The sequence below is a fragment of the Mesorhizobium sp. AR07 genome (assembly GCF_024746815.1).
Taxonomy (GTDB): Bacteria; Pseudomonadota; Alphaproteobacteria; order Rhizobiales; family Rhizobiaceae; genus Mesorhizobium.
The window spans coordinates 2,900,519-2,916,596 of the sequence record NZ_CP080525.1; the positions used below are offsets into that span (position 1 = coordinate 2,900,519).

General features: G+C 64.4%; 11 protein-coding genes. 3 read left to right on the forward strand and 8 right to left on the reverse strand.

Features of this window, described 5'->3' with window-relative positions:
- Positions 1-99: 99 nt before the first annotated feature.
- The 5 genes from BPNPMPFG_RS14830 to BPNPMPFG_RS14850 form a co-directional block, all read right to left on the reverse strand.
- On the reverse strand, positions 100-1,197 hold the full coding sequence (locus BPNPMPFG_RS14830; RefSeq protein ID WP_258596177.1) for a DNA topoisomerase IB: 1,098 nt from the start codon (positions 1,195-1,197) through the stop codon (positions 100-102).
- 98 nt (positions 1,198-1,295) lie between these two features.
- The gene (locus tag BPNPMPFG_RS14835) at positions 1,296-2,180 is read right to left on the reverse strand and encodes a transglutaminase family protein (RefSeq protein ID WP_258596178.1); all 885 of its coding nucleotides are present in this window, start codon (positions 2,178-2,180) and stop codon (positions 1,296-1,298) included.
- A 67-nt stretch (positions 2,181-2,247) separates the two neighbouring features.
- Positions 2,248-4,659, reverse strand: a complete 2,412-nt coding sequence (locus BPNPMPFG_RS14840; RefSeq protein WP_258596179.1) for a circularly permuted type 2 ATP-grasp protein — start codon at positions 4,657-4,659, stop codon at positions 2,248-2,250.
- A 6-nt stretch (positions 4,660-4,665) separates the two neighbouring features.
- Entirely contained in the window at positions 4,666-8,025 is a 3,360-nt protein-coding gene (locus tag BPNPMPFG_RS14845) for a transglutaminase family protein (RefSeq protein ID WP_258596180.1), read from the reverse strand.
- Between the two features lie 222 nt (positions 8,026-8,247).
- Positions 8,248-9,444 carry an acyl-CoA dehydrogenase gene (locus tag BPNPMPFG_RS14850; RefSeq protein ID WP_258596181.1) on the reverse strand — a complete coding sequence of 399 codons (1,197 nt, stop codon included), beginning with the start codon at positions 9,442-9,444 and terminating at the stop codon, positions 8,248-8,250.
- Between the two features lie 153 nt (positions 9,445-9,597).
- Here BPNPMPFG_RS14850 and BPNPMPFG_RS14855 point away from each other — a divergent pair, with 153 nt between their 5' ends.
- The 3 genes from BPNPMPFG_RS14855 to BPNPMPFG_RS14865 are packed head-to-tail and all read left to right on the forward strand — an operon-like array spanning position 9,598 to position 11,110.
- Complete coding sequence (locus BPNPMPFG_RS14855) at positions 9,598-10,494, forward strand: LysR family transcriptional regulator (protein WP_258596182.1); 897 nt, start codon at positions 9,598-9,600, stop codon at positions 10,492-10,494.
- A gap of 52 nt (positions 10,495-10,546) precedes the next feature.
- On the forward strand, positions 10,547-10,801 hold the full coding sequence (locus BPNPMPFG_RS14860; protein ID WP_258596184.1) for a type II toxin-antitoxin system ParD family antitoxin: 255 nt from the start codon (positions 10,547-10,549) through the stop codon (positions 10,799-10,801).
- Between the two features lie 3 nt (positions 10,802-10,804).
- Positions 10,805-11,110 carry a type II toxin-antitoxin system RelE/ParE family toxin gene (locus BPNPMPFG_RS14865; protein ID WP_258596186.1) on the forward strand — a complete coding sequence of 102 codons (306 nt, stop codon included), beginning with the start codon at positions 10,805-10,807 and terminating at the stop codon, positions 11,108-11,110.
- A 75-nt stretch (positions 11,111-11,185) separates the two neighbouring features.
- Here BPNPMPFG_RS14865 and BPNPMPFG_RS14870 read toward each other — a convergent pair whose 3' ends face one another.
- From BPNPMPFG_RS14870 to BPNPMPFG_RS14880, 3 genes are all read right to left on the reverse strand, one after another.
- A complete protein-coding gene (locus BPNPMPFG_RS14870; protein WP_258596187.1) occupies positions 11,186-13,510 on the reverse strand; it encodes a Tex family protein in 2,325 nt (774 codons plus the stop codon).
- Positions 13,511-13,638: 128 nt separating this feature from the next.
- On the reverse strand, positions 13,639-14,820 hold the full coding sequence (locus tag BPNPMPFG_RS14875) for a serine hydrolase domain-containing protein (protein WP_258596188.1): 1,182 nt from the start codon (positions 14,818-14,820) through the stop codon (positions 13,639-13,641).
- Between the two features lie 33 nt (positions 14,821-14,853).
- Positions 14,854-16,050, reverse strand: a complete 1,197-nt coding sequence (locus tag BPNPMPFG_RS14880; RefSeq protein ID WP_258596189.1) for a serine hydrolase domain-containing protein — start codon at positions 16,048-16,050, stop codon at positions 14,854-14,856.
- Between the last annotated feature and the right edge of the window lie 28 nt (positions 16,051-16,078).

The following is a 16,078-nucleotide window of genomic DNA, read 5'->3' on the forward strand; positions in this document are numbered from 1 at the left end:
CTTTTGTCTGTCAAAGGACGAAACAGTAGGACCGATCCCGACACGACGTCGATAAAAAAATCGGGCTGCCGCGGATTTGATAACCGTCCAATGCGCCAGTCAGCTTTCACATGCCTTCAGCCATCTGAGCACGAGGGCTTCCTCGTCATCGAGACCGTCTACCCGGCGTTTGCGCTTGTTGGCTCGCGTCATTTCGCCGCGCAACCGGCCTTGCGACCAGGCTTCGAAGACCCGCGGATGGATGTAGCATTTGCGGCAGACGGCACGCGTGTTGCCCAGCCGCTCGGCGACCTTGTCGATGACGCCGTTCATCACCCGCTTTTGTTGCGCCTGGCTTTCCGGCAAGACCGTTTGCGCAAACAGCGATGCGGCGTGGATGGTGCCGCCCCATGTGCGGAAATGCTTCGAACTGAAGGCATCGCCGACGGCCTCCCTGATATAGCGGTTGACGTCGTCGGACGTCACCGGCCGCCTGTTGCCGTCCTCGTCGAGATACTGGAACAGCTTCTGGCCCGGCAGGTCCTGCGCACCCCGCACGATCCCGGCGATGCGGCGGTCGACCAGCTTCAGCTTCCATTCCTTGCCGGACTTGCCCTTGAAGGCAAAACGCAGGCTCGAGCCCGAAATATCGACATGGCGATCGCGCAAAGTGGTCAGCCCGAAACTCTTGTTGTCGCGGGCATAGGCGGCATTGCCGACGCGGATCATCGTGTTGTCGAGCAGCCAGACGACGGCGGCGATGACACGCTCGAGCGGCAGGCCGTGACGGCGCAGATCGCCATCGACGCGGCGCCGCAGGTCCGGCAGGCTTTCGGCGAAGGCGACAAGGCTCGAATATTTGGCGCCGTCGCGTTCTTCGGCCCACTGCGGATGATAGCGATACTGCTTGCGGCCGCGCTGGTCCCTGCCGGTTGCCTGGATGTGGCCATCGGCGTCAGGCGAAATCCAGACATCCGTCCAGGCCGGTGGAATGACGATCGCCTCGATACGCGCCCTGGTGGCATCCGAAACCGTCCGCCCGTCCGGTCTCCTGTAGGAAAATCCTTTGCCAGTTCTCAGCCGGCGGATACCCGGCTCGGCGTCGCTGACATAGGTCAGCGCGGCGTGGTCCGCCGAAGCCTGCGCACCGTTCTTCGAGGTATCATTTTTAGCATCGTCGTCAGACCGATTGTACGGCAACCTGGATCTTTGCAGCATGTCTGCTCCACGCAAATATCCGTAGATAAGCTACGGGCCGGTTGCTGGTTCCACACGCTGTCCGAAAAGCCGCGCTGCCGATAGCGCCGAGCCTGCCTTCACGCCTTTTCGAGCACCACCGGAATGACGTCGACAGCCTGCTCGCCGACCTGCCCCCCCGTGGTCTTGAGCACGCCGACGATCGGCGCCACGTCCGAATAGTCGCGGCCATGGCCGACGGTGATGTGGTCGTTGCTCGCCCGCATGCCGTTGGTCGGATCGAATTCCTGCCAGCCGGCGTCGCGCCCGCACCACACCTTGACCCAGGCATGCATGGCGTCAGCGCCTTCCAGCCGAGGCTTGCCCTTCGGCGGGATGGTGCGCAGGAAGCCGCTGACATAGCCGGCCGGAATGCCGAGCCCGCGCAGGCCGGCGATCATGATATGCGAAAAATCCTGGCAGACGCCGCGCTTCAGCCTGAAGGCATCGCTGGCTCGGGTTCGCACCGTGGTCGCCTCGCCGTCATAGGTGAAATCGTGATGGATGCGATTGCACAGGTCCATCGCCGTGCCGGCAGCCGAGCCGCCGACGCTGTCCTGCGCATAGAAGGTGATCGCACCGTCGATGCCGGCATGGGTGCTGCCCGTCAGGAAATGGTGCGGTGTATCAGGCGCCAGCGACCGCACAGCGGCGAGTTCCTGCCTGAGCCTGCCGATATCGGGCGACACGTCGAGCCCGGGCTCGGGCCGCGACACCGACACGCGTGCGCTCATCCTGATGTCGAGCGCGTCATGCGCGTCGCGAAAAGCGATCGAAGTGACGTTGTTGCCGAAGAAGTCGGAAAAGTCCGAACGCTCGTTGGGCGCCGGCGCAAAGGACAATGACGCCGCGATGACGCGCTGCACGCCGGAGATCGTCGATGGCAGCACGCGGATCTGATGGCGGCCGCCGCCGGCCGCCGCGGCATAGTCGTAATGGAGATGAAGCCGGATGTCGTAAAGCATGCGCTACTTTTCTTGTTTTGGCGCAGGTTCCTGTCGCAAAACCGTGCGATACTTTTGCGGAACCTGCTTAGCCGAAATAGGCTTTGGCGAGGCTGTTGTAGAGGCCGCCGATTTCGTAGGCGAGATCGTCCAGTGCCTCCGCCGTCATGTCCGAAGGCTCCTTGATGGCGATGGCGGTGTTGAGCTGCAGGATCTCTTTCGCCGCCGGTGACATGTGCCCCTCGCCGCCGAGCGACGGCAACAGGTTGATCTCGGCCTTCAGCCGTTCGAGCTGGAATAGGATGGAGCGCGGATTGAGCGGATCGAGCGCCAGGAGGTCGATCACCGTGCGCCGGCCGGCCTGCACCGGATATTGCCGGCGGTGGGTCATCACGCTGTCGCCGATCTCCAGCATCATGTCGAGCGCCCCGTCGGGCGCCTTGGCGCTGGTCAGCCGCGACAGCGTGCGGGCGATCTGGATGCCGCGCTCCAGCCGCCGGCCGACCTCGAGGAAACGCCAGCCGGCGAAGCGATACATATTCTCGTGCAGCAGGCCGGAGAAGCCGGCGAGCTTGCGCAGGATAACCGTCATTGCCCGTGTCGCGTCATCGCCCGGCGCCACCGTCGTCGCGAACTGGTGGATCGTCTTCGACAGGTCCTTGAGCGCCAGCCAGCCATCCGGCGAAAAACGGTCGCGAATCTGTCCGGCGCTGTAGACGGCGCTGTCGAGCGTACCAATCAGCCCCGACGGGATCGCGGTCTCGACGTCGATGCCGAAAGGTTCGAGATAATCCCTGATGTCGGCGAGCAGCGGCATGTCCGGATCGGAGGTCTCGGCCAGCCGTACATGATAGGCGCGCAGGATGCGCACCGTGTCTTCCGAGCGTTCGATGTAGCGGCCGAGCCAGGTCAGGTTCTCCGCCGCGCGACTGGGCAGGCTGCCCGGCCTGGTGCGGGTGAAGCTGTCGCCCTCTTGCGGCAGCAGCGTCTCGCGCTCCACCGGCCGGTCGCTGACCACCCAAACGTCAGCCGCCTGCCCGCCGCGCTGCATGGCGATCGCCGTCGGATCGAGCGACAGGCCGACGCGGGCAAAACCGCCCGGCATCACCGTCCAGCCCTCGGGCGTTCGCGCCAGATAGACACGCAGGCTCGCCGGCCGCGGCTCCAGCCAGCCGCCGACAAAGACCGGTGTCGTCGAAAGCGTAACCGCTTCCTGGCCGACGAAGGCGCCGCCCTCGCGTTCGATGCGCGCCACCAGCTCTGCCCGTTCCCCGGCGGACAGCGCCGAGCCGAGCTTCGTCGAATCGTCATCCTCGAACGCAAGTCTCGTCGACAGCGCCAGACCGATCACCATGCGGTCGATATTGGCCAGCACATGCGCGCGTTCGGCCGCCTGGCCGCACCACCACGTCGCGACGCTCGGCAGCAGCAATTCCTCGCCCCGCAAGGCGCGTGAAATCTTGGGCAGGAAGGCGAGCAGCGCACGCGTCTCCATAAGGCCCGAGCCGAGCGCATTGACGGTCGCGACCGCACCGTGGCGGATCGCCTCGACCAGGCCCGGCGTGCCGATCTGCGAATCCGGGCGCAGTTCGAGTGGGTCGGCGAAGGCAGCGTCGAGCCGCCGCCACAAAACGCTGATCGGCATCAGGCCGGAAACTGTGCGCACCATCAGCCTGCCACCGGAAACGGTCAGGTCTTCGCCCTCGAGCAGCATGATGCCGAGATAGCGGGCGATATAGGCGTGTTCGTAATAGGTTTCGTTGAGCGGCCCCGGCGTCAGGATGGCGACGCGGCCCTCGGTTTCCTTGGCCATGCCGATCAGCGCATCGCGAAAGCGGCGGAAGAAGCCGGCGAGGCGGTGCACATGCATCTCGCCATAGATATCGGACAGCGCGCGCGTGGTGGCGACGCGGTTCTCCAGTGCAAAACCGGCGCCGGACGGTGCCTGGGTGCGGTCGCCAAGCACCCACCACTGGCCATCGGGCCCACGGCCGAGCTCGAAGGCGCAGAAATGCAGGAAATGGCCGCCGGCCGGCCGGGTGCCGACGACGGGCCGCAAATATTCAGGGCTGGCGGCGATCAGCCCCGCCGGCAGGATGCCTTGTTCGACCAGCCGGTTCGGCCCGTAAATATCGGCAATCGTCTCTTCAAACAGTTCGGCCCGTTGCACGAGGCCGGCGCTGATGGCGGCCCACTCGCTCTCTTCGATCAGAACCGGAACATGCGCCAGCGGCCATTCGCGCTCATTGGCGCCGGCCTTGTCGTAGACGCGGTAGTAGACACCGGCATCGCGCAGATACTGGTCGGCGCGGGCAAAACGCTGGCCGAGTTTTTCGGCACCCAGTCCATCAAGCGCTTCGACAAAATGCTTCCAGACCGGACGGGGATTGCCCGAGGCGTCGACCATCTCGTCGACAACGCCGTCGATCGGCTGGTAGTGCTCCAGCAGGCTGTGGTGCTGCGGCTTGCCGCGTACCCTCTTGTGATTCCCCTTTGCCATGCCCGATCACAGTCTTGGTGGACGCCGAAGGTCAAGGGTCATCGGGAAATCTTCCGCCGGTTGTTCCTCGCGCAGCACATAGCTGGACGGCGTATGGCCGCGCGGTTCGAAGCGGGCGAGCCGCCGTGCTTCGGCCTCGTTGCCGTTGACCGGAAAGGTATCGTAATTGCGCCCGCCCGGATGCGCGACATGGTAGACGCAACCGCCGACCGCTCGGCCCGACCAGCGGTCATAGATGTCGAAGACCAGCGGCGTGTTGACCGGCAGCGCCGGATGCAGGCCCGAAGCCGGCTGCCAGGCCTTGAAACGAACACCGGCCACCGCAACCTCGCGGTTGTCGGTCACCTTCATCGGCACGATGCGGCCGTTGCAGACGATCGCATGGCGCTCCGGGTTGAGGCCCGCGGTCTTGACTTGCAGCCTTTCGACCGAGGAATCGACGAAGCGCACGGTACCGCCGATCGCGCCTTGCTCGCCCATCACGTGCCAAGGCTCCAGCGCCTGCCGCAGCTCGAGCTTGATGCCGGCATGTTGGACCTCGCCGCAGAAGGGGAAGCGAAATTCGAGCTGGGCGTCGAACCACTCGGGACGAAACTCGAAGCCGTTGAGCTTGAGGTCGTCGAGCACGTCGAGAAAATCGGCCCAGACATGATGCGGCAGCATGAAGCGGTCATGCAGCGAGGTGCCCCAGCGCACGAAGCGGCCGTCGAGCGGGCTCTTCCAGGTGCGCGCAATGATGGCGCGCACCAGCAATTGCTGCGCCAGCGACATGCGCGCATTGGGCGGCATCTCGAAGCCGCGGAATTCGACCAGGCCCAGCCGGCCGGTCGGACCATCCGGCGAAAACAATTTGTCGATGCAGATTTCCGAGCGGTGCGTATTCCCGGTGACGTCGGTCAACAGGTTGCGGAACAGCCGGTCTACCAGCCACGGCAAGGGTGCCGCCCCCTGGTCCGGATGCGGCACCTGCGCCATCGCGATTTCGAGTTCATAGAGCGAGTCGTGACGCGCTTCGTCGAAGCGCGGCGCCTGGCTGGTCGGGCCGATAAACAGGCCAGAGAACAAATAGGACAGCGAGGGATGCCGCTGCCATTGCAGCATCAGGCTCTTCAACAGATCGGGCCTGCGCAGGAACGGGCTGTCATTGGGCGTCGCGCCGCCGACGACGACATGATTGCCGCCACCGGTGCCGGTGTGGCGGCCGTCGATCATGAATTTGTCGGCGCCAAGCCGCGTCTGCCGCGCCTCCTCGTAGATCGCCGTCGTCGTCGCCACGCAATCCTGCCAGTTGGCAGCGGGATGGATGTTGACCTCGATGACACCGGGATCGGGCGCGACGCGAATGACATTGAGGCGCGGATCGTGCGGCGGGCCGTAGCCCTCGATATGCACCGGCAGCCCGATCGCCTTTGCCGCGTTCTCGGCGGCGGCCACCAGTTCGAGATAGTCTTCCAGAGCTTCGACCGGCGGCATGAACACGCAGAGCCGCCCCTCGCGCGGCTCGACCGAGAGTGCGGTGCGCACCGCGCCACCAATCTCCGTGATTTCCTGTTCGACACGGTCCTGCTGCCCGGTGGCCGCGGTGAACGATGCCGCCTGCTGGCGGCGCGCCATTTCGTCGGCGCCCTCCAGCTCGGCTGGCGCGGCGACAGGCAGTATCGCCTCGCGCGCCGGCAGCGGGCCGCGCGGCAGCGACGGATCGACCGGCACGATATAGGGGAACTGCGCCGGCGGCACATAGGGAAGTGTGCCCAGCGGCAAGCGGTAGCCGACCGGTGAATCCCCCGGCACCAGGAACAGCCTCCCGCGCCGCGTCTTCCATTTTTCCGAACGCCAGCGTGGCCCCGATGCCTGGCTGTTCCAGCGCTGCACAGGCAACACATAGCCCGACGGCTTGGTCAGCCCGCGCTCGAACACTTTCGCCATGCGGCTGCGTTCCTCCGGGTCCTCCAGCTTGGAGTTGGACGGATCGACATTGTCGGGCAGCTTGCCCTCCTTGAGCAGCCACTCGGCCGGATCCTCATAGGCTTCGCTGACCATGGATTTTTCGATGCCAAGCTCGCTGGCAATCGCGGTGAGCAGGCTTTCGGCCTGTTTCGGCCCGACATCGGCCGCGCTCTTTTCCCGCGCGATCAGCGACGGGTCGCTCCACACCGGCTCTCCGTCTGCACGCCAGTAGAGCGAGAATGTCCAGCGCGGCAGGCTCTCGCCCGGATACCATTTGCCCTGGCCGTAATGCAGGAAGCCGCCCGGCGCAAAACGCTCACGCAGTTTCCGGATCAGCGCATCGGCCTTTTCGCGTTTCGTCGGCCCGACGGCGGCGGTGTTCCACTCGGCGGATTCGAAATCGTCGATCGACACGAAGGTCGGCTCTCCGCCCATGGTCAGCCGCACGTCCCCAGCTTGAAGAGCGGCATCGACCTTATTGCCGAGCGCATCGAGCGCCTGCCAGCTTTCATCCGAGAACGGCTTGGTGATGCGCGGGTGCTCGGCGATGCGGTCGACCCGCATCTCGAAGCCGAACTCGACATTGGCGAAGCTCGCCATGCCGGAAATCGGAGCGGCATTGCGGAAATGCGGCGTCGCGGCCAGCGGCACATGGCTCTCGCCGGTGAGCAACCCGGAGGTCGGATCAAAGCCGATCCAGCCGGCGCCGGGAAGATAGACCTCGCACCAGGCGTGCAAATCAGTGAAGTCGACCGCCGTTCCGGGCGGTCCGTCGAGCGCTGCGAGATCCGGCTTGAGCTGGATCAGATAGCCTGAGACGAAGCGTGCGGCGATGCCGAGATTGCGCAGGATCTGCACCAGCAGCCAGCTCGAATCCCGGCACGAGCCCTTTTTCGCAGCCAGCGTCTCTTCCGGCGAGAACACGCCGGTCTCCATGCGCACGATATAGGCGATCTCGCGCTGCAGGCGCGCATTGAGATCGACGAGGAAATTGACGGTATTCTTTGCGCTGCGGTCGATGGTCCCGAGCAAGGCCGAAAGCAGCGGACCGGCCGGCTCCGGCGTCCGGTAGATGGCGAGATCGTCGCGGATCTCTTCCGGATACTCGAACGGAAACGCCTCGGCCGACGGCTCGACGAAGAAATCGAACGGATTGTAGACCGTCATGTCGGCGACGAGATCGACCTCGATCTTCAGTTCCGTCACCGGCTCCGGAAAGACGAACCGGGCGAGGAAATTGCCGTAGGGGTCCTGCTGCAAATTGACGAAGTGGTTCGCCGGCTCGACCTTGAGTGAATGGCTGAGCACCTTGGTGCGCGAATGCGGCGCCGGCTGCAACCTGATGATCTGAGGGCCGAGAACCACCGGCCGGTCATATTTGTAGTGGGTCAGGTGATAGACGGCTGCCAGAATTGCCATGGGGCCCCGGAATCCAGCGTTTCAAACGAATTCGCTGAACCCTGACACAACTAGCAGCCGTTCTCCAAGCAGAGATGTTGCGGTGCACCTAATTTAAGCGGCTACCAAACGCCCAATTTCGCTTGGTAGGTGGCCGCTGCCGGCCTGCGCCCAGCGTCAGCGATGACGAAGCGGAGAGGCCATCTGCCCATACTCAGAAGCGGAGAGGCCATCTGCCCATACTCAAAAGAACGCCTGTATCCCCGTCTGCGCCCTGCCCAGGATCAGCGCGTGCACGTCATGCGTGCCCTCATAGGTGTTGACCGTCTCCAGGTTCTGCGCGTGGCGCATGACGTGGTAGCCGATCTGGATGCCGTTGCCGCCATGCATGTCGCGGGCCTGGCGGGCGATGTCGAGCGCCTTGCCGCAATTGTTGCGCTTGACGATCGAGATCATCTCAGGCGCCATCTTGCCTTCGTCCAACAGCCGTCCGACGCGCAACGATGCCTGCAGCCCCAACGCGATCTCGGTCTGCATGTCGGCGAGCTTCTTCTGGTACAGCTGCGTGCCGGCCAGCGGCTTGCCGAACTGCTTGCGGTCGAGGCCGTACTGGCGGGCGCGGTGCCAGCAATCTTCCGCGGCACCCATCGAGCCCCAGGAAATGCCGAAACGAGCCCGGTTGAGGCAGCCGAACGGGCCGCCAAGGCCCTTGGCTTTGGGCAGCAGCGCGTCCTCGCCGACTTCGACGCCTTCCATCACCACTTCACCGGTGATCGAAGCCCGCAACGACAGCTTGCCGCCGATCTTGGGTGCCGAAAGCCCCTTCATGCCCTTTTCCAGCACGAAGCCGCGGATCTCGTCCTTGCCGTTCTCGCCCTTCAATTTCGCCCAGACGACGAACACGTCGGCGACCGGCGCGTTGGAAATCCACATCTTGGAGCCGGAGAGCTTGTAGCCGTTGGCGGTCTTCTCGGCGCGCGTCTTCATGCCGCCCGGGTCGGAGCCGGCATCCGGCTCGGTCAGGCCGAAGCAGCCGATCCACTCGCCGCTGGCAAGCTTGGGCAGATACTTCTTGCGCTGTTCATCGGAGCCATAGGCGTAGATCGGATACATCACCAGCGACGACTGCACGCTCATCATCGAGCGATAGCCGGAATCGACGCGCTCCACTTCGCGCGCGACCAGCCCGTAGGTCACATAGTTGGCGCCGAGCCCGCCGAATTCCTCGGGAATGTTGATGCCGAGCAGACCGGCCTCGCCCATCTCGCGAAAGATCGCCGTGTCGAAGGTCTCGTTGAGATAGGCGTCCTCGATGCGAGGCGCGAGCTTGTCGGCGGCGAAGGCCGCGGCACCATCGCGCACCATGCGCTCGTCTTCCGAAAGCTGGTCCTCGATCAGGAACGGGTCTTCCCAGACGAAGGTATTCTTGTCGGCGGCCATGGCTCTCTCCCAATTGATGCAGGTCGCCCAAAGTATTCAGCGGTTTGGGATGACGACATGCATGAAGCAAAATCTTGGCCCGGCTTATCGACCTGCGGCTTGAAAAAATCAAACGAAATTGCTTCACCGATCAATGAGCGTTAGGAATGGATCATGAGTGTCCAGCGCCGCCTTTTGCCCAACATCAGCGCCCTTGCCGCCTTCGAGGCGGTGGCCCGCCTCGGCAGTTTCACCGCCGCCGCCCAGGAACTGGATTTGACCCAGGGCGCGGTCAGCCGACAGATCAGATTGCTGGAGGATCAGTTCGGTCGCCGGCTGTTCGAACGTGACAGCCGCAATGTCAGGCTGTCGACAGCAGGCGAAATCTATGCCGACGCGGTGCGTTCAGCGCTTGGCCAGTTGCGTGACGCGGCCCTTGGATTGATGAGCAATCGGCATAGCGGCATCCTGAACCTCGCCATCTTGCCGACCTTCGGCACGCGCTGGCTGATGCCGATGATCCCCGATTTCGTCGAAAACAATCCTGATATCACAATCAACTTCGTCACCCGCGTCGGCCGCTTCGACTTTGCCCGCGAGCGGCTGGATGCCGCCATCCACTATGGCCTGCCTGACTGGCCGGAGGCCGACTCGACGCTGCTCGTGCGCGAAACGGTGGCGCCGGTCGTGTCGCCGGAATTTCTCGCCGGCCGCGCCATCGCCTCACCGGCCGATATCGGCCGCTTGCCGCTGCTGCACATGACGACGCGCCCTGGCGCCTGGACCGAATGGTTCGAGCATCAGGGCCTGAGCGCCCCGACCGGACCAGGCATGCAGTTCGAACAGTTCGGCACCGCCGCCCAGGCCTGCATGGCAGGGCTCGGCGTGGCGCTTTTGCCGCAGATCCTCATCGCTGGCGAATTGCAGCGCGGCCAGCTCGTGCCGGCGCCCGGCCAGCCCATGCAAAGCCGCAGCGCCTATTACCTCGTCGTCCCGCACGACAAACGCGGCCACCCGCCGGTCGCCAGCTTTCGCGACTGGCTGCTGACGCATGTCGCTCCGCAGATTTGACTTGGTCAGTTTATCAAAAATTGATAATATTGGATAAAACGAAAGGAAAATCATGCCTGCCAGTTACAGCATCGGCTCCCGTTATGAGACATTGGTACGCGAGTTGGTAGAAAGCGGCCGCTATGCCAGCGCCAGTGAAGTTGTGCGCGATAGCCTGCGGCTGCTGGAAGAGCGCGAAGAGCAGCGCGAGGCAAAGCTTGTCGCGTTGCGTGAGGACATCCGCAAAGGCGTAGAAAGTGGCCCGGGCATACCGGCCGAGCAAGTGTTTCAACGTTTGGAAGCAAAATACAGCGGCGGAAAGCCGTGAAGAATGGCGGTCATATTCGCGCCAGCGGCCTCCCAGGACATCGAAGAGATCAGCGACTACATCCATGCCGAAAATCCAGCCGCGGCTCGGCGCTTGATTGCTGGGCTGAGGGAACGCTGTGACCGTATTGAAGACACGCCGCGTGGTGGCGTTTCGCGCTCTGCCCTATGGCCCGGGCTACGCTCAATTGCATTTCAGCGCTATGTGATTTTCTACACTGCACGCGGCGACGAGGTGCGTATTGAACGCATTTTGCACGGCGCCCGCGACATCCCGACAATTTTCGAGGAACCGAGCAATGATCCTTGAACCTTCGTGTTCACCTGGCTCCTTTGGACTAAATCTCGTCAGGCACGGACGTGCCTAGCATCTGTCGCGAAACACCTACTTCCGCTTCAGCGCATCGGCCAACGCCGCGCCGAACGCGCCCTGTTGCGCCGGCCGCTCCGGCTGGCGCGGCGGCGCCGGTGAACGCGGCGCCGGCTTGCCGCCGCCAGTGTCGCGCGGCCCACCGCGCGATGCGCCGCCCTCGCCGCCATCCTTGCGCATCGAAAGCGCGATGCGCTTGCGCTTGATGTCGACATCGACGACCCGCACTTTCACCACGTCACCCGCCTTGACCACCTCATGCGCGTCCTTGATGAAACGGTCGGCCAGTTGCGAGACGTGCACTAGGCCGTCCTGGTGCACACCGATATCGACGAAGGCGCCGAAGGCCGCGACATTGGTCACCGTGCCCTCCAAAAGCATGCCGGGCTTCAGATCCTTGATGTCGTCGACGCCGTCGGCGAAGGTGGCGGTCTTGAAGCCGGGGCGCGGATCGCGGCCGGGCTTTTCCAGCTCCGCCAGGATGTCGCGCACCGTCGGCAAGCCGAAACGCTCGTCGACGAAGACGCGCGGATCGAGGGCCTTGAGCGCAGCGCTATCGCCCATCAGCGCGCGCACGTCGCGGCCGCAGGCGGCGACGATCTTCTTGGCCACGCCATAGGCTTCCGGATGCACCGACGAGGCATCGAGCGGCTCGCTGCCATTGGCAATGCGCAGGAAGCCGGCGCATTGCTCGAACGCGCGGGGTCCAAGGCGGGAAACCTTGAGCAAATCCTTCCGGCTGGCGAAGGGACCGGTCGCGTCGCGGTGCGCGACGATGGCGTCGGCGAGCGACGCGCCGAGACCTGAAACGCGCGCCAGCAGCGGCGCCGAAGCGGTGTTGAGATCGACGCCGACCGCGTTGACCGCATCCTCGACCACCGCTTCCAGCGAGCGGCCGAGCCGGTACTGGTCGACATCATGCTGGTATTGGCCGACGCCGATCGATTTTGGTTCGATCTTGACCAGTTCTGCCAACGGATCCTGCAGGCGCCGGGCGATCGACACCGCGCCACGCAGCGACACGTCGAGGCCGGGGAATTCCGCCGCCGCCGTCGCCGAAGCCGAATAGACCGAGGCGCCGGCCTCGCTGACGATCACCTTCAGCGGCTTCGGCCCGCCATCCGCCGGCATCTCGGACAGCATGTCGGCAACCAGCTTTTCCGTGTCGCGGCTGCCGGTGCCGTTGCCGATCGAGATCAGCTCGACCTTGTGCAGGCGAATGAGTTTGGCCAGTTCCGCCTGCGTGCCGCGCACGTCGTTCCTGGGCGGGAACGGATAGACCGTCGTCGTCGTCAGCACCTTGCCGGTGCCGTCGACCACCGCCACCTTGACGCCGGTGCGGATGCCGGGGTCGAGCCCCATCGTGGCGCGCGAACCGGCAGGTGCTGCCAGCAGCAGATCCTTCAGATTGCGGGCAAAGACATGGATCGCCTCTTCCTCGGCCCGCTCACGCAGATCGCGCATCAGGTCGAGCGTCAGGTGCAGCGACAGCTTTATCCGCCAGGTCCAGCCCGCCACCTCCATCAGCCAGCGGTCGCCCGGCAGGCTGCCGCCGATCGCATAGGCATTGGCGATCGTCCGCTCGACCGGCTTCACCGGCGAGGTGTCGTCGGCATCGACCTCGATGTCGAGCGACAGCATTTCCTCGTTGCGGCCGCGCAGCATCGCGAGCGCGCGATGGCTCGGCACATTTGCCCAGCGTTCGACATGGTCGAAATAGTCCGAGAATTTGGCGCCGGCCTCTTGCTTGCCGTCGACAACCCGAGCCCGCATGAAGGCGCGTTCCTTCATGTAGGTGCGCAATTTGCCGACCAGGTCGGCATTCTCGGCGAACTGTTCCGACAGGATGTCGCGCGCGCCCTCGAGTGCTGCCTTGGCGTCGGCCACCTCTTCTGTGACATAGGCCAACGCCAGTTCGGCCGGGACCAGCGAACGATCGGCAAGGATAGCTTCGGCCAGCGGCCCCAACCCGCGCTCCCTGGCGATCTCGGCCTTGGTCCGGCGCTTGGGCTTGTAGGGCAGATAGATGTCTTCCAGCTCCGCCTTGGTGGTGGCGGCGACGATCTTGCCTTCAAGCTCGGCGGTCAGCTTGCCCTGCTCGCGGATCGAGCCGAGAATGGTGTCGCGGCGCGCGTCGAGTTCGCGCAGATAGGCGAGCCGTTCGGCAAGCAGGCGCAATTGCGTGTCGTCAAGCCCGCCGGTGACTTCCTTGCGATAGCGCGCCACGAATGGCACCGTCGCGCCTTCGTCCAGCAGTTCGATCGCCGCCGCCGCCTGTTCGGGCCGCGCGGTGATCTCGGCCGCGATGATGGCTGCAATGCGCTTGATGTCGGATGCCATGTCGTTCCTGCTCTCGTCGAAAAGAGCGGCGACCATAGGCGCAGACGTTCAGTCCGCCAACCGCCGCGTTTTGATCGGCCTGGCGGGTCCACAGGAAAGCGTAAGCCAGTGTGGCGGCTTGAGGGGAATCAGACGATGCGGCTCAGCGCCTCGAAAAAGGCGACGATCTCGACATCGAGCAGATCGTCGACCGGCTCCGGCTGCGACGCCATCTTGGCGATCACCACTTCGGTCCTGGGATCGACATAGAGCCACTGGCCGTGGATGCCGATGCCGCAATAGGCGCCGCTCGGCAGACCCGTCTGATACCATTTGTTGCGGTAGCGGCCCTTCGGGAACAGCGGCAGCATCGCGCCGCGCTGCCAGGCTTCAGCACTGCCGCCGGTGGCAGTCGTATCGCGCACCCAGGCTTCGGACACGACGCGACGGCCATTGGCCGTGCCACCCTGTCGCATCATCTCACCGACACGCGCCAAATCGCGCGGCGTTACCGACATCCCGCCGGCGGTGCGCGCCGTGCCTTCCATGTCGACACCGATCGAGGCTTCGCTGACGGCGCCGAGCGGCAGCCACAGTTTGTCGCGCATCAGGTCGGTGAAGCGCTGGCCGGAGGCGCGCTCGAGCAGGATGCCGAGCAGGTCGGAGTTGGGCGAACGATAGCGGAAGGTCTGGCCATGCGGCTCGGCAAGCCGCTGCAGGGTCAGGATGAATTGGCGCAGGCTTTCCGTGCCACCGCCTGGGTTCCACAACGTGGCGCGGCGATAGCGGGCAAAGGCGCTTTCCGGATCGAGATAGGCCTCCTCGAAATCGAGACTGACGCTCATGTCGAGCACATGCCGCACGCTGGCATCGACATAGGCCGAGCCGGCGGCTTCCGATATGTATTGCGTTACCGGCGCTTCCGGATCGAACACCCCCTCGCCTTCCAATATGCCGGCGACGATGGCGGTCAGCGACTTGCTGATCGAAAAGATGATGTGGCGGGCGCCGAAATCCATATGCGGCGCGAACCAGTCGCCGATGACCTTGCCGCCTTTCATCACCGTCAGCGCGTCGGTGCTTGAGCGTGCGAGAAAATCAGCCACGGTCTCCGGCGCGCCGGCGATCGTAATTTTGTCACTGAGCAGCCCGTTCATATCCCGGACCGGTGTCTCGACACCACCCGGCGAGGCCGCCACGCGCGCGGTCGGCACCAGTTCGCCGAGATTCTGGAACGACCAGCGGTTGAACGGGCTTTCGCGCCAGTTGGCGAGCAGCACCTGGTTGCGGCGGAAGCCGTATCGGGTCTCGAACGCGGTCTTGCCAGTCATGGCGTTTCCTTCCGGGTCGTTTCTTTTTGAGATTCAGGCAAGCGCGGCGGCGATGGCGTGCACCGCCTTCAGCGTCGCCACCGAGTAGGCGACATTGCCGAAATCCGGATAGGTCGAAAGCTTGACCACGACCGTTCGCGTATCCCAGTCGATATGGATCATCTGTCCGAACACGCCCCGGCATATCAGCGCGCGCGAGCGTGGATTCTCGATCCAGAACTGGTTGCGGTAGCTGCCCTCGGGCAGGCTGGGGCTGAAGTCCGGCCCGTGCCTGCCGTTGCGCGTCGCCTCGATCCAGTCGGCCGGCACGACGCCGCCGCCATTGTCGAGGATCAGCTGGCCGAAGCGGCCATAGTCGCGCAGCGTCGCGTTGAAACCGCCATCGGCGACCGCATAGCCTGCGCTGTCGACGGTGAAACAGGCGCTTTCCTCGGCGCCGAGCTTTTGCCAGAGTTCTTCCGAAACCAGCTGCGGCAGACGTTTTCCGGTCACCCGCTCCATGATGAAGGCGAGTACGTCGGTCTCGATCGAACGATATTCGAAGGCAGCCCCATGCGGGCGGGTCGTCTCCTTCAAACCCAGGATCAGCTCGAACATGTGCGAGGGCCAGCGAAAGGCCGGATCGCTGCCCGGCGGCACCGGCTTCCAGCCGGTCGCGACATCGACCTGGCCAATGTCGGAATAGCGGTCGGTATATTCTTCGGAGAAACGCACCCCGCTCGTCATGTCGAGCACCTGCTGGACGCTGGCGCCCAGCCAGCCGGTGACGCCGAGCTCCGGCAGATAGTCTGTCACCGGCTTGCCCGGATCGATCAGGCCGCGCCCGACCAATATGCCGAACACCGAGCCGGTCACCGACTTCGCCATCGATTGCGACAGGTGCAGCGACCGCTCGCCCATGCCGTTGAAATAGCGCTCATAGGCGACCTTGCCGCCCTTGAGCACCAGGAAGCCGTCCGTATAGGTCTCGTCGAGCAGCCCGGCGAGCGTCGAAGGCCTGCCGTCGCTGGCCTCGACCGGCAACCCGTCGAGATCGACTTCCGCGCGTTCGAAACGGTGGCGATGGCCGTTGCCGCGCCAGACTTCGGCGGTCGGCAGGAACTCTCTGATATGCTGGAATGCCCAACGGTTCCAGGGCGGCCGGTCCCAGTCGAGCTTGGGCAGCACCATGGCTGGCGGCGAGCCCTGCATGATCGTCGGCCGCGGATCGGAATTGCGATAGGACGTCATTGTATGCTGCTCCAGGGTAACTCTCGCC